At 58.4% G+C, this 24698-nt stretch carries 23 protein-coding genes; 22 read left to right on the top strand and 1 reads right to left on the bottom strand.

The window, feature by feature from the left end:
• Positions 1-198 precede the first annotated feature (198 nt).
• From mnmG to PMA3_RS29960, 21 genes are all read left to right on the top strand, one after another.
• A complete protein-coding gene (mnmG, locus tag PMA3_RS30060; protein WP_064680529.1) occupies positions 199-2097 on the top strand; it encodes a tRNA uridine-5-carboxymethylaminomethyl(34) synthesis enzyme MnmG in 1899 nt (632 codons plus the stop codon).
• Positions 2094-2738, top strand: coding sequence for a 16S rRNA (guanine(527)-N(7))-methyltransferase RsmG (rsmG, locus tag PMA3_RS30055; RefSeq protein ID WP_064680528.1), 645 nt, complete (start codon positions 2094-2096; stop codon positions 2736-2738). The genes mnmG and rsmG overlap by 4 nt, the downstream gene beginning before the upstream one ends.
• Positions 2739-2756: 18 nt before the next feature.
• The gene (locus PMA3_RS30050) at positions 2757-3554 is read left to right on the top strand and encodes a ParA family protein (RefSeq protein ID WP_064680527.1); all 798 of its coding nucleotides are present in this window, start codon (positions 2757-2759) and stop codon (positions 3552-3554) included.
• Positions 3555-3563: 9 nt separating this feature from the next.
• On the top strand, positions 3564-4436 hold the full coding sequence (locus PMA3_RS30045; RefSeq protein ID WP_064680526.1) for a ParB/RepB/Spo0J family partition protein: 873 nt from the start codon (positions 3564-3566) through the stop codon (positions 4434-4436).
• Positions 4437-4583: 147 nt separating this feature from the next.
• Positions 4584-4991, top strand: coding sequence for a F0F1 ATP synthase subunit I (locus tag PMA3_RS30040; protein WP_007948092.1), 408 nt, complete (start codon positions 4584-4586; stop codon positions 4989-4991).
• 16 nt (positions 4992-5007) lie between these two features.
• Entirely contained in the window at positions 5008-5877 is an 870-nt protein-coding gene (atpB, locus tag PMA3_RS30035) for a F0F1 ATP synthase subunit A (RefSeq protein WP_064680525.1), read from the top strand.
• A gap of 133 nt (positions 5878-6010) precedes the next feature.
• On the top strand, positions 6011-6268 hold the full coding sequence (gene atpE / locus PMA3_RS30030; RefSeq protein WP_002555987.1) for a F0F1 ATP synthase subunit C: 258 nt from the start codon (positions 6011-6013) through the stop codon (positions 6266-6268).
• A gap of 54 nt (positions 6269-6322) precedes the next feature.
• Positions 6323-6793 carry a F0F1 ATP synthase subunit B gene (locus tag PMA3_RS30025; protein WP_064680524.1) on the top strand — a complete coding sequence of 157 codons (471 nt, stop codon included), beginning with the start codon at positions 6323-6325 and terminating at the stop codon, positions 6791-6793.
• A 12-nt stretch (positions 6794-6805) separates the two neighbouring features.
• Positions 6806-7342, top strand: coding sequence for a F0F1 ATP synthase subunit delta (locus PMA3_RS30020; protein ID WP_064680523.1), 537 nt, complete (start codon positions 6806-6808; stop codon positions 7340-7342).
• A 21-nt stretch (positions 7343-7363) separates the two neighbouring features.
• Positions 7364-8908, top strand: a complete 1545-nt coding sequence (gene atpA / locus PMA3_RS30015) for a F0F1 ATP synthase subunit alpha (protein WP_064680522.1) — start codon at positions 7364-7366, stop codon at positions 8906-8908.
• A gap of 50 nt (positions 8909-8958) precedes the next feature.
• Positions 8959-9819 (top strand): F0F1 ATP synthase subunit gamma, encoded by an 861-nt coding sequence (atpG, locus tag PMA3_RS30010; protein WP_064680521.1) that lies wholly within the window; start codon positions 8959-8961, stop codon positions 9817-9819.
• 27 nt (positions 9820-9846) lie between these two features.
• Positions 9847-11226, top strand: a complete 1380-nt coding sequence (gene atpD / locus PMA3_RS30005) for a F0F1 ATP synthase subunit beta (protein WP_064680520.1) — start codon at positions 9847-9849, stop codon at positions 11224-11226.
• Positions 11227-11271: 45 nt separating this feature from the next.
• Positions 11272-11697, top strand: a complete 426-nt coding sequence (locus PMA3_RS30000; RefSeq protein ID WP_010465460.1) for a F0F1 ATP synthase subunit epsilon — start codon at positions 11272-11274, stop codon at positions 11695-11697.
• A gap of 116 nt (positions 11698-11813) precedes the next feature.
• The gene (gene glmU / locus PMA3_RS29995) at positions 11814-13181 is read left to right on the top strand and encodes a bifunctional UDP-N-acetylglucosamine diphosphorylase/glucosamine-1-phosphate N-acetyltransferase GlmU (RefSeq protein ID WP_064680519.1); all 1368 of its coding nucleotides are present in this window, start codon (positions 11814-11816) and stop codon (positions 13179-13181) included.
• Between the two features lie 270 nt (positions 13182-13451).
• Positions 13452-14228 (top strand): DeoR/GlpR family DNA-binding transcription regulator, encoded by a 777-nt coding sequence (locus tag PMA3_RS29990; RefSeq protein ID WP_064680518.1) that lies wholly within the window; start codon positions 13452-13454, stop codon positions 14226-14228.
• Position 14229: 1 nt separating this feature from the next.
• The gene (gene glmS, locus PMA3_RS29985; protein ID WP_064680517.1) at positions 14230-16062 is read left to right on the top strand and encodes a glutamine--fructose-6-phosphate transaminase (isomerizing); all 1833 of its coding nucleotides are present in this window, start codon (positions 14230-14232) and stop codon (positions 16060-16062) included.
• A gap of 121 nt (positions 16063-16183) precedes the next feature.
• A complete protein-coding gene (locus tag PMA3_RS29980; protein WP_064680516.1) occupies positions 16184-17086 on the top strand; it encodes a LysR family transcriptional regulator in 903 nt (300 codons plus the stop codon).
• Positions 17087-17216: 130 nt separating this feature from the next.
• Complete coding sequence (locus tag PMA3_RS29975) at positions 17217-17843, top strand: glutathione S-transferase family protein (protein ID WP_064680515.1); 627 nt, start codon at positions 17217-17219, stop codon at positions 17841-17843.
• 63 nt (positions 17844-17906) lie between these two features.
• A complete protein-coding gene (locus PMA3_RS29970) occupies positions 17907-19943 on the top strand; it encodes a 2Fe-2S iron-sulfur cluster-binding protein (RefSeq protein WP_064680514.1) in 2037 nt (678 codons plus the stop codon).
• Positions 19944-20056: 113 nt separating this feature from the next.
• A complete protein-coding gene (locus tag PMA3_RS29965) occupies positions 20057-21253 on the top strand; it encodes a DUF3142 domain-containing protein (protein WP_064680513.1) in 1197 nt (398 codons plus the stop codon).
• A complete protein-coding gene (locus PMA3_RS29960) occupies positions 21240-23375 on the top strand; it encodes a hypothetical protein (protein WP_064680512.1) in 2136 nt (711 codons plus the stop codon). The genes PMA3_RS29965 and PMA3_RS29960 overlap by 14 nt, the downstream gene beginning before the upstream one ends.
• Here PMA3_RS29960 and PMA3_RS29955 read toward each other — a convergent pair whose 3' ends face one another.
• Complete coding sequence (locus tag PMA3_RS29955) at positions 23376-24005, bottom strand: LysE family translocator (RefSeq protein ID WP_102136486.1); 630 nt, start codon at positions 24003-24005, stop codon at positions 23376-23378. It abuts the gene before it with no gap.
• Positions 24006-24150: 145 nt separating this feature from the next.
• Between PMA3_RS29955 and PMA3_RS29950 the strand changes: the two genes are divergently transcribed.
• On the top strand, positions 24151-24624 hold the full coding sequence (locus PMA3_RS29950; RefSeq protein WP_064680510.1) for an Lrp/AsnC family transcriptional regulator: 474 nt from the start codon (positions 24151-24153) through the stop codon (positions 24622-24624).
• Positions 24625-24698: the final 74 nt, after the last annotated feature.

Below are 24698 nucleotides of genomic sequence, written 5' to 3'. Positions count from 1 at the left end.
TAGAAATAAACATAAAAACAAAGATTTAATAAATTTCTTTCTTTTTAATTTCTGTTAAGCCGACTTTTCCACAGCTGGTTAAATTTTGTGCAAAGGGTTCTTTAGGAAGGGCGAAGTCCCTATACTTGCCGACCAGGTCCAAAAACCTGTGCTCAAACTATTTCTGATTACCTGACTGAAGCAGGCACGAGGTGCGTGGTGGATTTCCCTTCCCGTTTTGAAGTGATCGTCATCGGCGGCGGTCATGCCGGTACCGAGGCAGCACTGGCGTCAGCACGCATGGGGGCAAAAACCCTATTGCTGACGCATAACGTGGAAACCCTCGGTGCCATGAGTTGCAACCCAGCGATTGGCGGGATTGGCAAAAGCCACCTGGTCAAGGAAATCGATGCCCTGGGCGGCGCGATGGCCATGGCCACCGATAAAGGCGGTATTCAGTTTCGCGTGTTGAACAGCCGCAAAGGCCCGGCCGTACGAGCGACTCGCGCTCAGGCCGACCGGGTTCTGTACAAGGCCGCTGTCCGCGAAGCCCTGGAAAACCAGCCGAACCTGTGGATATTTCAACAAGCCGCCGATGACCTGATCGTCGAACAGGAACAAGTGCGTGGTGTAGTCACCCAAATGGGTCTGCGTTTCCTCGCCGATTCCGTGGTGTTGACCACTGGCACCTTCCTCGGTGGACTTATCCACATCGGGATGCAGAATTTTTCCGGCGGTCGCGCCGGTGATCCGCCATCGATTGCCCTGGCTCACCGTTTGCGTGAATTGCCATTGCGCGTCGGTCGCCTGAAAACCGGTACACCGCCGCGTATCGACGGTCGTTCCGTGGATTTCTCGGTGATGACCGAGCAAGCGGGCGATACGCCGATTCCGGTGATGTCGTTCATGGGCTCCAAAGAGCAGCACCCGAAACAGGTCAGCTGCTGGATTACCCACACCAACGCCCGCACCCACGAGATCATCGCCGCCAACCTCGATCGTTCGCCGATGTATTCCGATGCCGGGTTGATCGAAGGGATCGGCCCGCGGTACTGCCCATCGATCGAAGACAAGATCCATCGGTTTGCCGACAAGGAAAGCCATCAGGTCTTCATCGAACCCGAAGGCCTGACAACCAACGAGCTGTACCCGAACGGGATATCCACATCCTTGCCGTTCGACGTGCAGTTGCAGATCGTGCAATCGATCCGCGGCATGGAACACGCGCACATCGTGCGGCCGGGCTACGCCATCGAGTACGATTACTTCGACCCGCGTGACCTGAAGTACAGCCTGGAAACCAAAGTCATCGGCGGTCTGTTTTTCGCCGGGCAAATCAACGGCACCACCGGTTACGAAGAAGCCGGCGCCCAGGGTTTGCTGGCCGGAGCCAACGCCGCACTGCGTGCACAGGGCAAAGACGCCTGGTGCCCGCGTCGGGACGAGGCGTACATCGGGGTATTGGTCGATGACCTGATTACCCTGGGTACCCAGGAACCGTACCGGATGTTCACTTCCCGCGCCGAATACCGCCTGATCCTGCGCGAAGACAACGCCGACCTGCGCTTGACCGAAAAAGGTCGCGAACTCGGTCTGGTGGACGACGCGCGTTGGGCTGCGTTCTGTACCAAACGCGAAAGCATCACGCTGGAAGAGCAACGCCTGAAAAGTACTTGGGTTCGCCCGGGCACCGAGCAAGGCGATGCGATTTCCGAAAAGTTCGGCACACCGCTGACCCACGAATACAACTTGCTCAACCTGCTGAGCCGTCCGGAAATCGACTACGCTGGTCTGATCGCCGTGACCGGTGGTGGCGCAGAAGATCCACAAGTGGCCGAGCAGGTTGAAATCAAGACCAAATACGCCGGTTACATCGACCGCCAGCAAGATGAAATCGCACGCCTGCGGGCCAGCGAAAATACGAAACTGCCTGTGGATATCGATTACACGAACATTTCCGGTCTCTCCAAAGAGATCCAGAGCAAGCTCGGTGCGACCCGTCCAGAGACTCTGGGCCAGGCATCTCGCATTCCAGGTGTCACGCCGGCAGCGATTTCACTGTTGATGATTCATTTGAAAAAACGCGGCGCTGGCCGTCAGTTGGAGCAAAGCGCTTGAGTTCGTCGGTCACCGCGCAACACGCAGAAGAGTTATCCACAGGTGCTCGCCAGCTTGGTGTCACACTGTCAGACACCCAGCATGCCCAGCTGCTGGAGTATCTGGCCCTGTTGATAAAATGGAACAAGGCTTACAACCTGACCGCCGTTCGCGATCCGGACGAAATGGTGTCCCGTCACCTGCTCGACAGTTTGAGCGTGATGTCGTTCGTCGAAAACGGTCGCTGGCTGGATGTTGGCAGCGGCGGCGGCATGCCGGGTATTCCGCTGGCCATCCTGTTTCCGGAGTCCCAGGTGACGTGCCTGGACAGCAATGGCAAGAAAACCCGCTTCCTGACCCAGGTCAAACTCGAACTCAAACTGGATAACCTGCAAGTTATCCACAGTCGCGTCGAAGAATTTCAGCCTGCTCAAGCCTTCAACGGGATCATCTCCCGGGCGTTCAGCAGTATGGAGAACTTCAGCAACTGGACTCGCCACCTCGGCGACACCGATACACGTTGGCTGGCAATGAAGGGCGTTCATCCGGCCGATGAGCTGGTAGCATTGCCGGCAGACTTCCACCTCGATAGCGAACACGCCCTGGCCGTACCTGGTTGCCAAGGCCAACGCCATCTGCTGATACTGCGCCGCACGGCATGATTGGGAACACAAGCAAGAATGGCTAAGGTATTCGCGATTGCGAACCAAAAGGGTGGTGTGGGTAAAACCACCACCTGTATCAACCTCGCAGCTTCCCTGGTCGCTACCAAGCGCCGGGTGCTGTTGATCGATCTCGATCCACAGGGCAACGCCACCATGGGTAGCGGTGTGGATAAACACGGCCTGGAAAACTCGGTCTACGACCTGTTGATCGGCGAATGTGACCTGGCGCAGGCCATGCACTACTCCGAGCACGGTGGTTACCAACTGTTGCCGGCCAACCGCGACCTGACCGCCGCGGAAGTGGTTCTGCTGGAAATGCAGATGAAGGAGAGTCGCCTGCGCAGTGCGTTGGCGCCGATCCGTGAAAACTACGATTACATTCTGATCGACTGCCCGCCGTCGCTGTCGATGCTCACGCTTAACGCACTGGTCGCTGCGGACGGGGTGATTATCCCCATGCAGTGCGAGTACTTCGCCCTCGAAGGCTTGAGCGACCTTGTGGATAACATCAAGCGCATCGCTGAGCTGCTGAACCCGAACCTGAAAGTCGAAGGCCTGTTGCGGACCATGTACGACCCGCGCCTGAGCCTGATGAACGATGTGTCGGCGCAGCTCAAGGAACACTTCGGCGAGCAGCTCTACGACACGGTCATTCCGCGCAACATCCGCCTGGCCGAAGCGCCAAGCTATGGCATGCCGGCGCTGGTGTACGACAAAACTTCGCGAGGCGCGATTGCCTATCTGGCATTGGCTGGCGAGATGGTTCGCCGTCAACGCAAAAATTCTCGCATCGCCGCTGCTCAGGCAACTTAAGGAATCCACATGGCCGTCAAGAAACGAGGTCTCGGACGTGGACTGGATGCACTGCTGAGTGGTCCGACTGTCAGCTCCCTGGAAGAACAGGCGGTGCAGGCAGATCAACGTGAGCTGCAGCACCTGCCCCTGGACCTGATCCAGCGTGGCAAGTACCAGCCACGGCGGGACATGGATCCCCAGGCGCTGGAGGAGCTGGCGCAGTCGATCAAGGCCCAGGGCGTGATGCAGCCGATCGTGGTTCGTCCGATAGGCAGCGGCCGCTACGAAATCATTGCCGGCGAACGTCGCTGGCGTGCCAGCCAGCAAGCCGGCCAGGAGACCATACCGGCGATGGTCCGCGACGTACCGGATGAAACCGCGATCGCCATGGCGCTGATCGAGAACATCCAGCGCGAGGACCTCAACCCGATCGAAGAAGCGGTGGCCTTGCAGCGTTTGCAGCAGGAATTCCAGCTGACTCAGCAACAAGTGGCCGAAGCGGTGGGCAAATCCCGCGTAACCGTGGCCAACCTGCTACGCTTGATCGCGTTGCCGGAAGTCATCAAAACCATGCTGTCCCACGGTGACCTGGAAATGGGTCATGCCCGTGCTTTGCTCGGTTTACCGGAGAATCAACAGGTTGAAGGGGCGCGACACGTTGTCGCACGAGGGCTGACGGTGCGCCAGACCGAAGCACTGGTTCGCCAGTGGTTGAGTGGCAAACCGGAGCCTGCTGAACCGGTAAAGCCGGACCCGGATATCGCCCGGCTCGAACAGCGTCTGGCCGAGCGTTTAGGCTCTGCGGTGCAGATCCGCCACGGGAAAAAAGGGAAAGGGCAGTTGGTGATCGGTTACAACTCCCTCGATGAGCTTCAAGGTGTGCTTGCACACATTCGCTGAAACAATTCCTTATGTAGCGTGCAGGTAAAATCACTACCTGACAGTTGAATAGGGGCAGAACCGCCCCTATACTCTGCGCGCATTTTGTCGGCACAAATTATGCCAAGTTATTGAATTCTGGCAGCCGATCATTGGAGAGCAAAAACGATGGAGAGCCGCACGCCAAACCGCTTGCCGTTCCATCGCCTGGCAGTTTTTCCGGTCTTGCTGGCTCAATTTGTCGTTTTGGTACTGGCCGCTTTGGCGCTTTGGTACTGGCATGGAGTCGTAGCCGGGTATTCGGGACTCTGCGGAGGCCTGATAGCCTTGCTGCCCAATGTTTATTTCGCTCACAGGGCATTTCGGTTTTCCGGCGCCCGGGCAGCTCAAGCCATCGTCCGGTCTTTTTATGCCGGCGAGGCGGGCAAACTGATTTTGACGGCAGTGCTCTTTGCATTGACGTTCGCAGGTGTGAAGCCATTGGCGCCGCTGGCTGTATTCGGCGTCTTCGTGTTGACCCAACTGGTCAGCTGGTTCGCGCCCCTGCTGATGAGAACAAGACTTTCGAGACCTTAGGGCGTTTGAGGCAACCATGGCAGAGACAACCGCTTCGGGCTATATCCAGCACCACTTGCAGAACCTGACCTTCGGGCAGCTACCTAACGGCGGCTGGGGTTTTGCCCACACCGCAGCAGAAGCCAAGGAAATGGGCTTTTGGGCTTTCCACGTCGATACCCTCGGCTGGTCGGTCGCGTTGGGTCTGATCTTCGTTCTGATTTTCCGCATGGCGGCAAAGAAGGCGACGTCGGGGCAACCGGGTGCTTTGCAGAACTTCGTTGAAGTATTGGTCGAATTCGTCGATGGCAGCGTGAAAGACAGCTTCCATGGCCGTAGCCCGGTGATTGCACCGCTGGCACTGACCATCTTCGTCTGGGTCTTCCTGATGAACGCCGTCGACCTGATCCCGGTCGACTGGATTCCTCAGCTGGCCATCCTGATCACTGGCGATGCACACATTCCATTCCGTGCCGTATCGACCACTGACCCGAACGCTACCCTGGGCATGGCCCTGTCGGTGTTCGCGTTGATCATTTTCTACAGCATCAAGGTCAAGGGCATCGGCGGCTTCATCGGCGAACTGACCCTGCACCCTTTCGGCAGCAAGAATATCTTTCTTCAGGCGCTGCTGATTCCGGTGAACTTCCTGCTGGAGTTCGTGACGCTGATCGCCAAGCCAATCTCGTTGGCACTGCGTCTGTTCGGCAACATGTACGCCGGCGAGCTGGTCTTCATTCTGATTGCTGTGATGTTCGGCAGCGGTCTGCTCTGGCTTAGCGGCCTGGGCGTAGTTCTGCAGTGGGCGTGGGCAGTGTTCCACATCCTGATCATCACCCTGCAGGCGTTTATCTTCATGATGCTGACCATCGTCTACCTGTCGATGGCGCACGAAGAGAACCATTAAGACCAGTCTCGGCTGGTCTGATGTCCCACTCGGTCAAACGAGTGGGTGCCCGAACAGGGCTATGAAACGATTTGTTTTACCGCTTTAAAATCTAAAAAACCTAAACCATACGACGTAAAAGTCGGGAGGAAAGATGGAAACTGTAGTTGGTCTAACCGCTATCGCTGTTGCACTGTTGATCGGCCTGGGCGCACTGGGTACCGCAATTGGTTTCGGCCTGTTGGGCGGCAAGTTCCTGGAAGGCGCCGCGCGTCAGCCAGAAATGGTTCCAATGCTGCAAGTCAAAATGTTCATCGTTGCCGGTCTGCTCGACGCCGTAACCATGATCGGTGTTGGTATCGCTCTGTTCTTCACCTTCGCGAACCCATTCGTTGGTCAACTCGCTGGCTAATTACTCACCTTCGAGTAATTGGTGTGATGTGCAACGAACGAGCGAGGTGTTGGCGTGAACATTAATGCAACCCTGATTGGCCAGTCCGTTGCGTTCTTCATTTTTGTACTGTTTTGCATGAAGTTCGTGTGGCCTCCGGTCATCGCGGCTTTGCACGAACGTCAGAAGAAGATCGCGGATGGACTGGATGCTGCCAGCCGAGCAGCTCGCGACCTGGAGTTGGCCCAAGAGAAAGCGGGTCATCAACTGCGCGAAGCAAAAGCTCAGGCAGCTGAAATCATTGAGCAAGCCAAGAAGCGCGGTAACCAGATCGTCGAAGAGGCTGTTGAAAAAGCCCGTATCGACGCTGAACGCGTGAAGGTTCAGGCTCAGGCCGAGATCGAACAGGAACTGAACAGTGTCAAAGACGCGCTGCGTGCCCAATTGGGTGCTCTGGCCGTTGGCGGCGCCGAGAAGATCCTGGGTGCCACAATCGATCAAAACGCGCACGCGGAGCTGGTAAACAAACTGGCTGCTGAAATTTAAGCGAGGGCGATCATGGCAGAATTGACCACGTTGGCCCGACCTTACGCTAAGGCAGCCTTCGAGCACGCCCAGGCCCACCAGCAACTGGCCTCTTGGTCAGCCATGCTCGGCCTGGCTGCAGCAGTGTCGCAAGACGACACCATGCAGCGCGTGCTCAAGGCCCCGCGACTGACGAGCGCAAACAAGGCCGCCACGTTTATTGACGTGTGCGGCGACAAGTTTGATGCAAAGGCACAGAACTTCATCAACGTCGTTGCCGAAAACGACCGTCTCCCGCTTTTGCCGGAGATTTCCGCTCTGTTCGACCTGTACAAGGCCGAACAAGAGAAATCGGTAGACGTTGAAGTGACCAGTGCTTTTGCATTGAACCAAGAACAGCAAGACAAACTCGCCAAGGTTCTCAGTGCACGACTCAACCGGGAAGTGCGCCTGCAAGTCGAGGAAGACAAATCCCTTATTGGGGGCATTGTCATCCGCGCCGGCGACCTGGTAATCGATGGCTCGGTTCGCGGCAAACTCGCGAGCCTTGCCGAAGCATTGAAATCTTGAGTTTGAAGGGGCAGCAGAGCAATGCAGCAACTCAATCCTTCCGAAATAAGTGAAATTATCAAGGGCCGCATCGACAAGCTCGATGTGACCTCCCAAGCCCGTAACGAAGGCACTGTCGTCAGCGTATCTGACGGTATCGTGCGGATTCACGGTCTGGCCGACGTCATGTACGGCGAGATGATCGAGTTTCCGGGCGGCGTCTTCGGTATGGCCCTCAACCTGGAGCAAGACTCCGTAGGTGCCGTTGTATTGGGCTCCTACCAGTCTCTGGCTGAAGGCATGAGCGCCAAGTGCACCGGCCGCATCCTCGAAGTTCCTGTTGGTAAGGAACTGCTGGGTCGCGTTGTCGACGCACTGGGTAACCCGGTTGACGGCAAAGGTCCACTGAACAACACCGAGACCGATGCGGTCGAGAAAGTTGCTCCAGGCGTGATCTGGCGTAAGTCGGTAGACCAGCCTGTACAGACTGGCTACAAGGCTGTCGATGCCATGATTCCTGTCGGCCGTGGCCAGCGTGAGCTGATCATCGGTGACCGTCAGATCGGTAAAACCGCTCTGGCGATCGACGCGATCATCAACCAGAAGAACAGCGGCATTTTCTGCGTCTACGTGGCAATCGGTCAGAAACAATCGACCATCGCCAACGTGGTTCGCAAGCTGGAAGAGAACGGCGCCCTGGCTAACACCATCGTCGTCGCAGCGAGCGCTTCGGAATCTGCAGCACTGCAGTTCCTGGCTCCGTACTCCGGTTGCACCATGGGTGAATTCTTCCGCGACCGCGGTGAAGACGCGCTGATCGTTTATGACGATCTGTCCAAGCAAGCAGTGGCTTACCGCCAGATCTCCCTGCTGCTGCGCCGTCCGCCAGGCCGTGAAGCTTACCCAGGCGACGTGTTCTATCTCCACTCCCGTCTGCTGGAGCGCGCATCCCGCGTTTCGGAAGAATACGTAGAGAAGTTCACCAACGGCGCAGTGACCGGCAAAACCGGTTCCCTGACCGCACTGCCGATCATCGAAACCCAGGCTGGCGACGTTTCCGCTTTCGTTCCGACCAACGTGATTTCCATCACCGACGGTCAGATCTTCCTGGAATCGGCCATGTTCAACTCCGGGATCCGTCCTGCTGTGAACGCCGGTGTTTCGGTATCCCGTGTGGGTGGTGCCGCTCAGACCAAGATCATCAAGAAGCTCTCCGGTGGTATCCGTACCGCTCTGGCTCAGTACCGTGAACTGGCGGCATTCGCTCAGTTCGCTTCTGACCTGGACGAAGCGACCCGTAAGCAACTTGAGCATGGTCAGCGCGTTACCGAGCTGATGAAGCAGAAGCAATACGCACCAATGTCGATCGCTGACATGGCGCTGTCGCTGTATGCCGCTGAGCGTGGGTTCCTGACTGACGTTGAAATCGCCAAGATCGGCAGCTTCGAACAAGCGCTGATTGGATACTTCAACCGCGATCACGCCGATTTGATGGCGAAGATCAACGTGAAGGGTGACTTCAATGACGAAATCGACGCTGGCATGAAAGCCGGTATCGAGAAGTTCAAGGCCACCCAAACCTGGTAAGCCGCAGCGGGAGCCGCAAGGCTCCCGCTTGCTAACCTGATAGGTGTTACATGGCAGGCGCAAAAGAGATTCGCAGTAAGATTGCGAGCATCAAAAGCACGCAAAAGATTACCAGCGCCATGGAAAAAGTGGCGGTCAGTAAAATGCGCAAGGCACAAATGCGCATGGCTGCTAGCCGTCCTTATGCGGAGCGCATCCGCCAGGTTATTGGCCATCTGGCCAACGCCAACCCGGAATATCGCCACCCGTTCATGCTCGACCGCGAAGTAAAGCGTGTCGGTTATGTCGTGGTGAGCAGTGACCGTGGTCTGTGTGGTGGCTTGAACACCAACCTGTTCAAGGCCCTGGTCAAGGACATGGCGGTAAACCGCGAAAACGGCGTCGAGATCGATCTGTGTGTCGTGGGTAGCAAGGGTGCGGCTTTCTTCCGCAACTTCGGCGGTAACGTCGTTGCAGCTATCAGCCACCTGGGTGAAGAGCCGTCGATCAATGACTTGATCGGCAGCGTCAAGGTGATGCTGGATGCCTACCTGGACGGCCGTATTGATCGCCTGTCCGTGGTGTCCAACAAGTTCGTCAACACCATGACGCAGCTGCCTACGGTGGAGCAATTGATTCCACTGGTGGCGACCCCGGAAAAGGAACTCAAGCACCACTGGGATTATCTGTACGAACCGGACGCCAAAGAGCTGCTTGACGGCTTGATGGTCCGTTACGTGGAGTCGCAGGTCTACCAGGCGGTGGTCGAGAACAACGCGGCTGAACAAGCTGCGCGGATGATCGCGATGAAGAACGCTACCGACAACGCCGGTGATTTGATCAGCGATTTGCAGCTGGTCTACAACAAGGCGCGTCAGGCTGCGATCACCCAAGAGATCTCGGAAATCGTCGGCGGCGCTGCCGCGGTTTAACGGTTCAAATATTCAGAGGATCCAGCTATGAGTAGCGGACGTATCGTTCAAATCATCGGCGCCGTTATCGACGTGGAATTTCCACGCGACAGCGTACCGAGCATCTATAACGCGCTGTTGGTACAAAGCGCGGCAGGGACCACCCTGGAAGTCCAGCAACAGCTGGGCGACGGCGTGGTTCGTACCATTGCGATGGGTTCCACCGAAGGCTTGAAGCGCGGTCTGGAAGTCAAAGACTCCGGCGCAGCCATCTCCGTACCGGTCGGTAAAGCGACCCTGGGCCGGATCATGGACGTTCTGGGTAACCCGATCGACGAAGCTGGCCCGATCGCCACCGAAGAGCGCTGGGGCATTCACCGTCCTGCGCCAACCTTCGCTGAGCAAGCGGGCGGCAACGACCTGCTGGAAACCGGCATCAAGGTTATCGACCTGGTTTGCCCGTTCGCCAAGGGTGGTAAAGTCGGTCTGTTCGGTGGTGCCGGTGTAGGCAAAACCGTAAACATGATGGAACTGATCCGTAACATCGCCATCGAGCACAGCGGTTATTCCGTGTTCGCCGGTGTGGGTGAGCGTACTCGTGAGGGTAACGACTTCTACCACGAGATGAAGGATTCCAACGTTCTGGACAAAGTGGCACTGGTTTACGGTCAGATGAACGAGCCGCCGGGTAACCGTCTGCGCGTAGCACTGACCGGCCTGACCATGGCCGAGAAGTTCCGTGACGAAGGTAACGACGTTCTGCTGTTCGTCGACAACATCTATCGTTACACCCTGGCCGGTACTGAAGTATCCGCACTGCTGGGCCGTATGCCTTCCGCAGTAGGTTACCAGCCGACCCTGGCCGAAGAGATGGGTACTCTGCAAGAGCGTATCACTTCGACCAAAAACGGTTCGATCACCTCGATCCAGGCGGTATACGTACCAGCGGATGACTTGACTGACCCGTCGCCAGCGACCACCTTCGCCCACTTGGACGCCACCGTCGTTCTGTCCCGTGACATCGCCTCCCTGGGTATCTACCCGGCGGTCGATCCACTCGACTCGACTTCGCGCCAGCTGGACCCGAACGTGATCGGCCAGGACCACTACGATACCGCTCGCGGTGTACAGTATGTTCTGCAGCGTTACAAAGAACTGAAGGACATCATTGCGATCCTGGGTATGGACGAGCTGTCGGAAGCCGACAAGCAGTTGGTAAACCGTGCTCGTAAGATCCAGCGTTTCTTGTCGCAGCCGTTCTTCGTGGCTGAAGTCTTCACCGGTGCCTCGGGTAAATACGTTTCCCTGAAAGACACCATTGCTGGCTTCAAAGGCATCCTCAACGGTGACTACGACCACCTGCCAGAACAAGCGTTCTACATGGTCGGCGGCATCGAAGAAGCGATCGAGAAAGCCAAGAAACTGTAATCCCGGCGCCCGGCAACGGGCGCTAATTTAGGTTGAGGCAATCAGATGGCTATGACAGTCCATTGCGATATCGTCAGCGCGGAAGGGGAAATCTTCTCCGGCCTGGTCGAGATGGTGGTTGCGCACGGTGCACTGGGTGATCTTGGTATCGCCCTGGGTCACGCGCCGCTGATCACTAATCTCAAGCCGGGCCCGATCCGCCTGATCAAGCAGGGCGGGGAAGAGGAGGTGTATTACATCTCTGGTGGTTTCCTCGAGGTTCAGCCGAACATGGTCAAGGTTCTTGCCGACACCGTGCAACGTGCTGCCGACCTGGACGAAGCCTCCGCTCAGGAAGCCGTTAAGGCTGCCGAGAAGGCCTTGCATGAGCGGGGCGCGGAATTCGATTACGGTTCTGCTGCCGCACGTCTGGCCGAGGCTGCAGCTCAGCTGCGCACCGTCCAGCAGATCCGCAAGAAGTTCGGCCACTAAAAGGCCATCGCTTGTTGCGCGATTGATTAAAAAGGGTAGCCTCGGCTACCCTTTTTTCATTTCCGACATTCATCAATTGGTCGCATCCGCTGACCACCCAGGATTGGTAGCCAGTCATGTCCCTAGAAATCGTTATCCTCGCTGCCGGTCAAGGCACTCGCATGCGTTCGGCATTACCAAAAGTCCTGCATCCAATTGCCGGCAACTCGATGCTCGGACATGTTATCCACAGCGCCCGGCAACTTGATCCCCAGCGCATTCACGTCGTGATCGGCCATGGCGCTGAAGCAGTGCGTGAACGCCTGGCCGCCGATGATTTGAATTTTGTCCTTCAGGACCAACAGCTCGGCACCGGCCATGCCGTGGCCCAAGCCGTACCGTTCATCAAATCCGACACTGTACTGATTCTCTACGGTGACGTCCCGCTCATCGAGGTCGAAACACTCCAGCGCCTGCTCACGAAAGTCGCGCCTCAACAGCTTGGCTTGCTCACCGTTGAACTGGACGATCCTACCGGCTACGGCCGTATCGTGCGCGACACCGCTGGCAAGGTGACGGCCATCGTCGAGCAAAAAGACGCCAACGAAGCCGAACGAGCGATCACCGAAGGCAACACCGGCATCCTGGCCCTGCCTTTCGCAAAACTGGGGGAGTGGATGAGCCGTCTCTCCAACAACAATGCCCAGGGCGAGTATTACCTGACCGACGTGATCGCCATGGCGGTCAGCGATGGTCTCGTGGTGGCGACCGAACAGCCTCACGATGCAATGGAAGTGCAGGGTGCCAACGATCGCAAGCAACTCTCCGAGCTGGAGCGTCATTATCAATTGCGCGCGGGTCGCCGTTTGATGGCCCAGGGTGTGACGCTGCGAGACCCGGCACGTTTTGATGTGCGCGGTGAAGTGACCGTCGGTCGGGACGTGCTGATTGATATCAACGTGATCCTTGAAGGCAAGGTCGTCATCGAAGACGACGTCGTGATCGGTCCGAACTGCGTGATCAAGGACAGTACCCTGCGCAAAGGCGTGGTGATCAAGGCCAATAGCCATATCGAAGGCGCGGTACTCGGAGAAGGCAGCGATGCCGGTCCGTTCGCCCGTATCCGTCCTGGTACGGTACTGGAGGCCCGGGCACATGTGGGTAACTTTGTTGAGTTGAAAAATGCGCATTTGGGTGAAGGCGCCAAGGCAGGTCATTTGACTTACCTGGGTGATGCCGAGGTCGGGGCGCGCACCAATATCGGCGCGGGCACCATTACCTGCAATTATGACGGCGCCAATAAGTGGAAGACCGTGCTGGGTGAGGATGTGTTCATCGGCTCCAATACCTCGTTGGTAGCGCCTGTGGATATCTCTGCGGGTGCAACCACGGCTGCCGGTTCGACCATTACGCAGGATGTGGATAACGCGCAACTGGCTGTGGGTAGAGCGCGCCAGAAAAATATCGACGGCTGGAAGCGGCCGGAGAAGCTCAAGAAGAGCTGAGTTATACACAGCTCATGAAGGTGCTTTCGCGGGCAAGCCTCGCTCCTACAGGACTTTAGTTATCCACAGTGCTGTTATCCACAGAGTGTGAATGATTCATGGCATAGGAGCGAGGATTAACTGCGAAGCTTTTATCCACAGAAATTCTATCCACAACACTTTATACATAGAACGTTATCCACAGGTCTTTTATCGCCTTCCTCTTGACGAAGTTTCGACAATAGGTTTTGATTCGCTTCCGATATCTTTCGAATCGAAACTTCTCCGCTTATGTCGAAACGCAATACACCTCAACGCCGTCACAACATCCTCGCCTTGCTCAACGAGCAGGGCGAAGTCAGTGTGGATGAGCTGGCCAAGCGCTTCGAAACCTCGGAAGTTACGATTCGCAAGGATCTGGCAGCGCTTGAAAGCAATGGCTTGCTTCTGCGCCGTTACGGCGGTGCTGTCACCATGCCTCAGGAACTGGTGGCCGATCTCGGTCAACCCATCTCCAGCTATAAGCAGGCAATCGCTCGCGCAGCCGTTATGCGGATACGCGAGCATGCGCGAATCATCATCGACAGCGGCAGCACGACGGCGGCGATGATCCCGGAACTCGGCCAACAACCGGGCCTGGTGGTGATGACTAATTCGCTGCATGTCGCCAATGCCCTGAGCGAACTCGAACACGAGCCGGTGCTGTTAATGACCGGTGGTACCTGGGACCCGCACTCCGAATCCTTTCAGGGGCAGGTTGCCGAGCAGGTACTACGCTCTTACGATTTCGACCAGTTGTTCATCGGAGCCGATGGCATTGACCTGGTACGCGGCACGACTACCTTCAATGAATTGCTGGGACTGAGCCGGGTCATGGCCGAGGTCTCCCGCGAAGTGGTGGTGATGGTGGAGGCCGACAAGATAGGCCGCAAGATTCACAACCTGGAGCTGCCGTGGAGCAGCGTTCATACCCTTATTACCGATGATCGCCTGCCGCTTGAGGCAAGGGATCAGATTCAGGCCCGCGGCATCAATTTGATATGCGCGCCTGTCAGTCAGGAGAAATAGCATGTGTGGAATTGTCGGCGCAGTCGCAGAACGTAACATTACTGCCATCTTGCTCGAAGGCCTCAAACGCCTGGAATACCGCGGTTATGACAGCGCAGGTGTAGCGATCTTCACTAACAACCAAACGCTTGAGCGCACGCGTCGTCCGGGTAAGGTCAGTGAGTTGGAACAGGCCCTGGAAAACGAACCTCTGGCCGGTCGGCTGGGCATCGCCCACACCCGCTGGGCGACTCACGGCGCGCCTTGCGAACGCAATGCCCACCCGCATTTCGCCGGTGATCTGGCCGTTGTGCACAACGGCATCATCGAGAACCACGAAGCCCTGCGCGAACAACTCAAGGACTTGGGTTACGTCTTTACCTCGGACACCGACACCGAAGTCATCGCCCACCTGCTGGAGCACAAACTCAAGGATCTGGGCGATCTGACCGTGGCCCTGAAGGCGACTGTCAAAGAACTGCACGGCGCTTATGGCCTGGCGGTGATCAGTGCTCAACAACCGGATCGACTGGTCGCAGCCCGCAGTGGCAGCCCGTTGGTGATCGGTCTGGGCATGGGGGAAAACTTCCTGGCCTCCGACCAATTGGCGCTGCGTCAGGTCACTGATCGTTTCATGTACCTTGAAGAAGGTGATATCGCAGAAATCCGCCGCGAAAGCGTGCAGATCTGGGACGTTAACGGTCAAGTCGTCGAGCGTGAATCCGTGCAATATCGTGACGGCGCCGAAGCCGCCGACAAGGGCGAATTCCGCCATTACATGCTCAAGGAAATCCATGAGCAACCGGCCGTGGTGCAGCGCACCCTGGAAGGTCGCCTGAGTCAGAACCAGGTGTTGGTCCAGGCGTTTGGCCCGCAAGCTGCCGAACTGTTTGCCAAAGTGCGTAACGTGCAGATCGTCGCGTGCGGTACCAGCTACCACGCCGGCATGGTCGCCCGTTACTGGCTCGAAGAGTTGGCGGGTATCCCTTGCCAGGTCGAAGTCGCCAGCGAATTCCGCTATCGCAAGGTAGTGGTGCAGGCCGACACCCTGTTCGTGACCATTTCCCAGTCCGGTGAAACCGCCGACACCCTGGCCGCTTTGCGTAACGCCAAAGAGCTGGGTTATCTGGCGAGCCTGGCGATCTGCAACGTCGGTATCAGCTCGCTGGTACGTGAGTCCGATCTGACACTGTTGACCCAGGCCGGTCGCGAAATCGGCGTGGCCTCGACCAAAGCCTTCACCACTCAGTTGGTAGGCCTGCTGTTGCTGACGCTGTCCCTGGGCCAGGTTCGCGGCACTCTGGCCAACGGCGTTGAAGCCACCCTGGTCGAAGAACTGCGTCGCCTGCCGAGCCGCCTGGGTGAAGCCCTGGCGATGGACAGCACCGTGGAAAAAATCGCCGAACTGTTTGCCGAGAAGAACCACACGCTGTTCCTCGGTCGTGGCGCGCAATTCCCGGTCGCGATGGAAGGTGCCCTCAAGCTCAAGGAAATCTCCTACATCCACGCCGAAGCCTATCCTGCTGGCGAACTGAAACACGGCCCGCTGGCGCTGGTGGATAACGACATGCCGGTGGTGACCGTTGCGCCAAACAACGAACTGCTGGAGAAGCTCAAGTCCAACCTCCAGGAAGTTCGCGCCCGTGGCGGCGAGCTGATCGTCTTCGCGGACGAGCAGGCAGGCATGACCAACGGCGAAGGCACTCACGTGGTGCAGATGCCGCACATCCACGACATCCTGTCGCCGATCCTCTACACCATTCCGCTGCAGTTGCTCTCGTACTACGTGGCGGTGTTGAAAGGTACGGACGTCGACCAGCCGCGTAACCTGGCGAAGTCGGTGACGGTGGAATAAGTTATCCACAGGTCACGCTGAAGCAAAAAGATCGCACCCTTCACAGCACCAACAGGAAGTACCCCTGTAGGATCTGTCGAAGGCTGCGATTTTTTTTGATTTTGGATAAGGACATGCCCCTATGGATCGATTCCAGGAAATGCAGGTCTTCGCCGCCGTCGCCCAAGACCAGGGCTTCTCGGTGGCGGCGCGGCGTTTGGGCATGTCGGCCGCCAGCGTCACCCGGGCGGTGGCGGCGCTGGAGAAACGCATTGGCACGCTGTTGCTCACCCGCACGACGCGTAGCGTGCATTTGAGCGAGGCCGGCCAGCGTTATCTCGAAGACTGCCGCAGGATTCTCGCCGAGGTGCAGGAAGCCGAGGATTCAGCAGCGGGCAGTCACACTCAACCCCGTGGGCAATTGACGATTACCGCGCCGGTGTTGTTCGGTGAATTGTTCGTCACGCCCTTGATGGTGGATTACCTGACCCGGTTTCCCGAGGTCAGCATCAACGGCGTGCTGGTCGACCGCGTGGTGAGCATGGTCGAGGAGGGTATTGATGTCGCCGTGCGCATCGGTGAGTTGCCCGACAGTAACCAGCACGCGATTCGCGTGGGTGAAGTGCGGCGGGTGATTTGCGGATCGCCAGCGTTCCTGATGGCCCAGGGTCGACCTCGACATCCTCAGGATCTGGCTCAGGCGCCGGTAATAGCAACGTCCGCTATCGGGCAGCTTAGAAACTGGCCTTTTCTTGACGCAGGCGAACCCCTGAGTGTTCGTCCGGAACCGCGGCTGGTGGTGACGGCGAATCAGGCGGCCATTACCGCGGCGTGTCTGGGCCTGGGTTTCACCCGGGTCCTTTCTTATCAGGTGGCGAGCAAAGTCGCGGCGGGGGAACTGGACATCGTGTTGGCCGATTTCGAATTGCCGCCATTACCGATCCATGTGGTGTACCAGGGTGGACGCAACGCCCCGGCGCGGATTCGCAGTTTCGTGGATTTTGCAGTAAACGCCCTGAGGGAGCATCCAGCCTTGCAGCACTGATTCATTATTGCTCTGGTTGAAATAATGGATTGCGTTTGCTGGTTATTCTGTTGTTTTGGTTGCGGGTGGAAGATAGCGGACATCGGCACTGATCGGTCCTGAACAGCGCCACTGCCCTGCGGAGTCAACCATGCAAGCGATCAAACTCTACAACTTTCCCCGTTCCGGCCATGCCCACCGTGTGGAGTTGATGCTGTCCCTGCTGCAACTGCCGACCGAGCTGATTTTTGTCGATCTGGCCAAGGGTGCACACAAGCAGCCGGAGTTCCTGGCGCTCAATGCTTTCGGTCAGGTTCCGGTCATTGATGATCAGGGCGTGGTACTGGCGGACTCCAACGCGATTCTGGTTTATCTGGCGCAAAAATACGGTAACGGTCGCTGGCTGCCAGCCGACCCAGTCGGTGCCGCCAGGGTTCAGCGCTGGTTGTCGTTCGCCGCCGGGCCTCTCGCTTTCGGTCCTGCCAGGGCCAGGCTGATTACAGTGTTCGGTGCATCTTACAACGCTGATGAGGTGATCGCTTACTCGCACACCTGGCTCAAGGTCCTCGATCAGGAACTGGCCAATTCGACTTATCTGGCCGGCAGCGAGCCGACCATTGCCGACGTCGCGGCGTATAGCTACATCGCCCATGCACCTGAAGGCAACGTGTCCCTCGAGGACTACGGCAACGTGCGGGCCTGGCTGGCGCGCATCGAAGCCCTGCCTGGATTTGTCGGCATGCCGCGCACCGTCGCCGGGCTGCAAAAAACCGCCTGATGCCTGTGGCCCGCTATTCACGGGCCTTTCATGCTGCGTCGATGGCGCAGGGGAGATGCCGTTATGGACCGTTCGCCTTGGCATGCCGGCGAGAAACAGTTGCAGGCTCACGTGGGTGTTGCCGAGCGAATGGAGGCGTTCGGTCGTAGGGTGATTCGCACCGGGATGCCGGACCAGCACCGCACGTTTTATCAGCAATTACCGTTCATGCTGTATGGCGCGGTGGATGCCGATGGTAAACCGTGGGCCAGCATTATTGAGGGCGAGCCGGGTTTCGCTCACTCGCCCGAGGCCGGTACGCTGCAATTTGGCAGCCTGCCAAGCGCCGACGATCCTGCACAATTGAGTAATGGCGCGGCGATCGGCCTGCTGGGCATCGAATTGCACACCCGACGGCGCAACCGCATCAACGGTCGCATTCACTCAATGACCGCCGGCGGCTTCGGTGTGAGCGTGGAACAGTCCTTCGGCAATTGCCCGCAATACATTCAATTGCGGCAGTTTCGCTCGGTGCCACTGGCAGATCCTGCGACCCGCATCGCCCAGCAGCTCGACGGGCTGGATGACGCGGCCCGATCCATGATCGCCGGTGCCGATACCTTTTTCGTCGCCAGTTACGTGGATGTCGATGGCCAGCGCTCGGTGGATGTTTCGCACCGTGGCGGTCAGTCCGGCTTCGTCCAGGTGGAGGGTAATCGCCTGACCATTCCGGATTTTGCCGGCAATCTGTTCTTCAACACCTTGGGCAACCTGCTGCTTAACCCTCGCGCCGGCTTGCTGTTTATCGATTTCAATTCTGGCGATCTGCTGCAGCTCAGCGGGCGCACCGAAATCATCCTTGAAGGCCCGCAAGTCGAAGCCTTTCAAGGGGCCGAGCGGCTCTGGACATTCGAGGTGGAAAGCGTCGTCCGGCGCCCGGCAGCATTGGCTTTGCGTTGGCGTTTCGATGGCGTTTCACCCACCAGTCTGCTGACCGGTACCTGGGAGCAGGCCAGGGCTCGTCTGCAAGCCCAGGCTCTGGGCGATCAATGGCGACCGCTGCAAGTGGTGCGGATCGAAGCGGAAAGCCACAACATCCGCTCGATCTATCTGCAGCCCGCCGATGACGCCGGATTCCCGATATTTCGGGCCGGACAGCATTTGCCGCTGCGATTCAATATTGCCGGCGAGGTGCATATCCGCACCTACAGTCTGTCGAGTGCGCCCTCTGATGATTTTTTCCGCATCAGTGTAAAGCGCGAAGGCCTGGTTTCTTCGTATTTGCATGAACAGGTCCGCGTGGGTGATCTGCTGGAGGCTCGCGCGCCACAAGGGCATTTCACCGTGGCGCCCCATGAGCGCCGGCCGCTGGTGTTGCTGGCGGCGGGGGTGGGCATTACGCCGCTGCTGTCGATGCTGCGGGAGGTGGTTTATCAAGGCCTGCGCACCCGCCACATCCGGCCGACCTGGTTTTTCCAGAGTTCTCGAACCTTGGCCGATCAACCGTTCCGGGCGGAGCTGGATCACTTGCTCGACGGTGACGGTGCAGGTGACGCAGTGAGGATTTTGCGCCTGCTCAGTCAGCCGGAACCCGAGGCACGTGAGGGCGAGGACTTTGATCTGAGCGGACGAATCGACACCGCGTTGCTCAAGACTATCCTCGAAGTGGAAGACTACGATCAGCTGGATTTCGTTCTCTGCGGTCCGGGCAGTTTTACCCAAGGGCTGTACGACAGCCTGCGGGAACTGGACATCCGTGATGCCAGGATTCACGCCGAAACCTTTGGCCCCTCGACTTTGCGTCGCAAGCCGGATCCTGACGCGGTGGTCATCGATCAGCCACCAGCCGCCACCACGTCGGTGCCGGTGGTGTTCCAGCGCTCGGCCAAAGAGGCCCGCTGGCATCCCGAAGGCGGCAGTTTGCTGGAGTTGGCGGAAAGCCGTGGGCTGCGCCCGGAATTCAGTTGCCGCGGCGGCTCCTGCGGAACCTGCAGGACTCGTTTGATCAGCGGTCAGGTCAATTATCCACACCCACCGGCAGAGGTGCCGGATAAGGGGGAGGTACTGATTTGTTGCGCAATTCCCGCCCAAGGTTCGCAACCTTTGGTGTTAGATATCTGATCAGCCCATCTCAGTGAGCATTTGCCCATCAGCCGGGTCCTCAGTAGGGTGGCGGACTAGAACGACAAGGGGCCATGCATGGCCCTTTTCGCCTTTCAGAGATAAGGCTGTTAATGGTTTTTTTGACTCGATTGATTGTGTTGCTGGCGGCGACTGGATTGCTCAACGGTTGCGAACGACAGGACGCTCCGCCACTGGATCAGCAACTCTACGTCTGGCAACGACAATGGACCCCGGCCCATGAAGCGGCCCTCCAGGACAGCCGCGCGGACTTTTCGACCCTGCGGGTGCTGGCCTTGCAAGCGTTCCCGCAGGCTGGCTGGAGCCGGGCGCGCATTGATCCGGCGCTGCTCAAAGGTGATGGTCGGCCGGTGATAGCGGTGGTTCGTCTTGATGGTCAGCTCAAGTCGCTGGATCAGCACGAAGTTACCGCGCAGATCCAGCGAGTGCTCGACGATTGGCAAGGGAAGGGGCTGAACCTCTCCGGCGTTGAAATCGACCACGATGCAGGCAATGCCCGATTACCGGCCTATCGGGCGTTTCTTGTGCATTTACGCTCGGTTCTGCCAGCGTCACTGCCATTGAGCATCACTGCCTTACCTTCCTGGCTCGACAGCCCCGAGTTGCCGGCGCTCTTATCCACAGTCGACAGCAGCGTGTTGCAGGTGCACGCGGTCAGCGATCCACGCAGTGGCTTGTTTGACCCGAGTCAGGCCAGGAAGTGGGTCAAGGCCTGGAGCCGCATCACATCGAAACCTTTTTATCTGGCGCTGCCGGCCTATGGCGTGGCGTTGTTGCCGGGGGACAACGGCGCCCCGCTGGTGGAAAGCGAAGTGAGCCTCGAGCGGGGCGGGACGCGGCGGGAATTGCTGGCCGATCCGCGGCAACTGAGCCAGCTCGGCAGGCAATTACGCCAAGATCCTCCGGCTCATCTGGCGGGCCTGATCTGGTTTCGTCTGCCGCTGGCCAACGACCGCAGGGCATGGAGCCTGACCACCTTGCGCGCCGTGGCGCGCGGCGATGCGCTCGACAGTCGCCTGACGCTGGAGCTCTCGGCAAAAGAGGGGCTTTACGACATCAGTCTCGGTAATCAGGGCAACCTCGACACCGCCTGGCCCGAACGCGTGACGCTGGCGGTGCAGGGGTGTGAAGGCGCCGATGCCCTGGCCGGCTACGCATTGCAACAGAACCCGGATCTGCTTACCTTCACGCGCCTGCGTGACGGTCGAATAGCGGCCGGCGGACAGCGTGCCATTGGTTGGGCGCGCTGCGCAAATATTGATCAAGGAGCTTCGAATGTTCACCCGTAACTGGCCTCGTCACCTGCTGTGCCTGAGTCTCGGCTTGCCGCTGGGTACGGCGCAGGCCTGTGGGCCGGATTTCCCGATGCGCCTGCTCGACAACCGTGGCCAGTCGCTGGCGGAGCTGCCGGAAGGCAACTTCATCTTCGAGATCAATCGCCTTGGGCATGCGATTACCGGGCTCAAGAACGTCACGGCCGCCACTCTCAATCCGAATGTGGGTTACGGCGATATGCCCGATCATGCCGAACAGCGGGACACTGCCGAGCAGGCCGGTTTGACGGCCGGGCAGCAAGCCCGGGTGAAACAGCTGCGCAACCTGACCGATGCCCGTCAGGTCGAGATTCAAGGCGCGGACTTGTCGGCCGAGCTCAAACTCTATCTGGCAGGTGCCGTGGCGTTCAATGCGGGTGACCATGGGCTGGCGGTCGAATATTTCCAGAAGGTGCTGGCATTGCCGGCTGACGAGAGAAGGTTGCGCAGCACTTGGGCGGCTTATTCATCAGGTCGAGCGTTGTTTGCCATGAGCGCCGAAGCGGACGCTGGTCCCGAGTTGTTGGAACAGTCGCGAAAGGCCTTCGAGCAAGCTCGTCAGCTGAGCATCGACGGCTTCAGCGATCCACTGGAGCTGGGCGTCGCCAGTCTTGGCGAAGAAGCCCGCGTCGTGCGCAGTGCCGGTGACTGGAACCACGCCATAGAGCTCTACGCCACGCAAAACCTCCATGGATCGGCGGTGGGCTACACCTCGCTGAAACTGTTGATGAACGATCTGGCGGCGATGCCTGAAGATCAGCTGGCTCCTTTGCTCAAGGGCAAAACGGTGCAGCAACTGGTCACGGCGTCGTTGATCAGCCGGATGGGCTGGTCATTCGGTGATCAGCCGCCGAACGAATTGAAGCTGATCAAGCTGTTGCAAAACAGCACTCGGGGTAGCCTGGAGAACGCTGATCGTCTGGCGGCCGTCAATTATCAGCAGGGTGACTACACCAGTGCCAAGGCATTCCTTGAACACGCGGGCGATGGCGGTCTGGCCTGGTGGCTGCGGGCGAAACTGGCGATGCGCGATGGCGATAAGACCGCTGCCGCCGCAGCGTATGCCAAGGCTGCCCAAGCTTTCCCGCAGAATGAATCCTGGGGCGAACGACGCACCCCGGATTGGGACTACGAAACCTTGCAACCCAAATGCCGGGTCGAGGGCGAAAGCGCGATCCTGGCGCTGCAACGCGGGGATTACCTGCAGGCATTCGATCAACTCTATCGCAGCAAAGATATTTATTGGTTCGACGCGGCAACGGTTGCCGAGCGGGTGCTGACCCTCGATGAGCTCAAGCAATACGTCGACACCCAGGTGCCGGCGCCTCCGGCGCTGACCCGGCAGGAGCGCGATAATTACGTGCCGTTGCCGGTGGCGGCCAAACTGCGCAATTTGTTGGGGCGACGGTTGCTGCGTGAAGAGCGCTACGACGAAGCGCCAGGGTACTTTGATAACAGCGAGTTGCAGGCCAAGGCAAAGTGGTACGGGGAATTGCGCAACGACGCCGAATCGAAATGGTGGCCTACCAAACGGGCATTCGCGTACTACCATGCCGCAACCTTGGCCCGCTTCGAGGGCATGGCACTGCTGGGCTACGAGATGTCTCCGGATTACGCGACCTTTGGTGGCAACTACAGTCTCGAAAGCAGCGAGCTCAAGGTCGGTCCTTTAGTCGCTGAAGACGAAGTCAGACGCCAGCAGGCCAGCGCTGCCCAACCCGACCAGCGTTATCACTACCGGTATGTCGCCAATGAATTTGCCAGTCGCGCCGCCGACAACTTGCCCCATACCAGCCAGGCATTTGCCGCGGTGCTGTGCGCGGCGGCGGGCTGGAATACCGGTGCCGAAGAAAAATCTGCCTTCTATCAACGCTACGTCAAGGAAGGCCCGTATGTACCCTGGGCCATATTTTTTGGCGAGCGCTGCCCTTATCCGGATTTTCAGAACGCAGACAGACGCTACGTGACCCAGGCTTTGGCTCCCGTTCGTTCTGCTCTACGGCCCTATAAAAGAGGGCTGCAAGTGGGTGGTGTGGTGATCTTTACAGCGATCGCCCTGGTGCTGATCAATCGCCGCAAGCGCAAAGCGCTGACGTAATCAGGCCTGTTGCACGAACGTCAATCGCACCGCGAAACCGATCAGCAGGCTACCGAACAGCCATTGCTGTAAACGCTGGGCCGATGGACTGCGTTGCAGCCAGCGGCCGAGCGCGGCGCCGGCCAGGGCGTAGGCGCTGTCGAACAATAAGCCGACGCCGACCAGTATCACACCCAAGGTCGCAAACTGTGCGAGTACCGGGCCCGCCTCAGGATTGATGAATTGCGGCAACAGAACCGAGCAGAACAGCAGCGCTTTGGGGTTAAGCAGGTTGGTGAGCAAACCGCGCTGGATTGCTGCGCGCCAATGGGATTTCCCGGAGGAGGCTTGTGCACCATTCAAATTCGGCAGCAGTGTGGTTCGCAGACACTGAATGCCGATCCACAGTAAATATGCAGCCCCGACCAGACGGACTACGTCGAAGGTCCAGGGCGCAACTTTGAACAGTGTCGCCAGGCCCAGCGCCGCCAATGCCACATGGCAACCCCGGGCAATGCCCAAGCCTACCGCCGTCGCCAACGCGGCGCCTTTGCCCTGACGGGCGCCGGTCTGCAACAGCAGGATCATGTCCGGTCCAGGGAGCAGATAAACCACCGCCAACGCTATGAAAAACAGCCAGTATCCTGCCACCTTGCACCCCATTCGTTGTCGATTCGGTACGCTCAGTCTAGGGCTGAGGGGCAGGGCAGGTGCTTGCGTAGTTTGCTTACAAACCCTCTGGTATTGGCATAATCTTTCACTGTATACGCGATACACCATCAGGATCTGCCAAACCATGAAACTCGATTCCTATGACCGCAAGATACTCGCAGCGCTGCAACGGGACGGTCGCCTGAGCAATGTGCAACTCGCCGACGAGATCGGGCTGTCCGCATCGCCTTGTTTGCGCAGGGTGCGGATGCTCGAAGAAGCCGGGGTGATTCGCGGCTATCAAGCCACTCTTGATCGCGATGAAGTCGGGCTGGGGCTGACGGTGTTTGTCGGGGTCAAGGTCGAGCGCCACAACGATGAACAGGCGGAATCCTTTCGTTTGGCCGTGACGGCATTGCCGGAGGTAATTTCGGCATTCCTGGTATCGGGGGAATCGGATTTTCTGCTGCAGGTGGTGGTGCCGGATTTGCGTGCCTATGACCGTTTTCTCACTGGGCGCCTGTTGAAGCTGCCAGGGGTGAGTGACATCCGCAGCAACTTTGCGATTCACACGGTGAAGACCCCGGGTGCGTTGCCGTTGGGCCATTTGCCCGCCTGAATCGTTAAAAATTGCCCGCTGCCCCAGCTCCGGCGTAATCCCGGTATGTCGAAACAATACAAAAATTTCACCCA

Source organism: Pseudomonas silesiensis, from assembly GCF_001661075.1.
In the GTDB taxonomy this organism is placed as follows: Bacteria; Pseudomonadota; Gammaproteobacteria; order Pseudomonadales; family Pseudomonadaceae; genus Aquipseudomonas; species Aquipseudomonas silesiensis.
This window is presented reverse-complemented; position numbering and strand designations above follow the sequence as displayed.

Excerpts from the sequence above, each read along its gene's own strand:
- PMA3_RS30050 (WP_064680527.1), top strand. The coding sequence starts at position 2,757 with ATGGCTAAGGTATTCGCGATTGCGAACCAAAAGGGTGGTGTGGGTAAA.
- PMA3_RS30045 (WP_064680526.1), top strand. The coding sequence starts at position 3,564 with ATGGCCGTCAAGAAACGAGGTCTCGGACGTGGACTGGATGCACTGCTG.
- PMA3_RS30040 (WP_007948092.1), top strand. The coding sequence starts at position 4,584 with ATGGAGAGCCGCACGCCAAACCGCTTGCCGTTCCATCGCCTGGCAGTT.
- atpB (WP_064680525.1), top strand. The coding sequence starts at position 5,008 with ATGGCAGAGACAACCGCTTCGGGCTATATCCAGCACCACTTGCAGAAC.
- atpE (WP_002555987.1), top strand. The coding sequence starts at position 6,011 with ATGGAAACTGTAGTTGGTCTAACCGCTATCGCTGTTGCACTGTTGATC.
- PMA3_RS30020 (WP_064680523.1), top strand. The coding sequence starts at position 6,806 with ATGGCAGAATTGACCACGTTGGCCCGACCTTACGCTAAGGCAGCCTTC.
- atpA (WP_064680522.1), top strand. The coding sequence starts at position 7,364 with ATGCAGCAACTCAATCCTTCCGAAATAAGTGAAATTATCAAGGGCCGC.
- atpG (WP_064680521.1), top strand. The coding sequence starts at position 8,959 with ATGGCAGGCGCAAAAGAGATTCGCAGTAAGATTGCGAGCATCAAAAGC.
- atpD (WP_064680520.1), top strand. The coding sequence starts at position 9,847 with ATGAGTAGCGGACGTATCGTTCAAATCATCGGCGCCGTTATCGACGTG.
- PMA3_RS30000 (WP_010465460.1), top strand. The coding sequence starts at position 11,272 with ATGGCTATGACAGTCCATTGCGATATCGTCAGCGCGGAAGGGGAAATC.
- glmU (WP_064680519.1), top strand. The coding sequence starts at position 11,814 with ATGTCCCTAGAAATCGTTATCCTCGCTGCCGGTCAAGGCACTCGCATG.
- PMA3_RS29990 (WP_064680518.1), top strand. The coding sequence starts at position 13,452 with ATGTCGAAACGCAATACACCTCAACGCCGTCACAACATCCTCGCCTTG.
- glmS (WP_064680517.1), top strand. The coding sequence starts at position 14,230 with ATGTGTGGAATTGTCGGCGCAGTCGCAGAACGTAACATTACTGCCATC.
- PMA3_RS29980 (WP_064680516.1), top strand. The coding sequence starts at position 16,184 with ATGGATCGATTCCAGGAAATGCAGGTCTTCGCCGCCGTCGCCCAAGAC.
- PMA3_RS29975 (WP_064680515.1), top strand. The coding sequence starts at position 17,217 with ATGCAAGCGATCAAACTCTACAACTTTCCCCGTTCCGGCCATGCCCAC.
- PMA3_RS29970 (WP_064680514.1), top strand. The coding sequence starts at position 17,907 with ATGGACCGTTCGCCTTGGCATGCCGGCGAGAAACAGTTGCAGGCTCAC.
- PMA3_RS29965 (WP_064680513.1), top strand. The coding sequence starts at position 20,057 with ATGGTTTTTTTGACTCGATTGATTGTGTTGCTGGCGGCGACTGGATTG.
- PMA3_RS29960 (WP_064680512.1), top strand. The coding sequence starts at position 21,240 with ATGTTCACCCGTAACTGGCCTCGTCACCTGCTGTGCCTGAGTCTCGGC.
- PMA3_RS29950 (WP_064680510.1), top strand. The coding sequence starts at position 24,151 with ATGAAACTCGATTCCTATGACCGCAAGATACTCGCAGCGCTGCAACGG.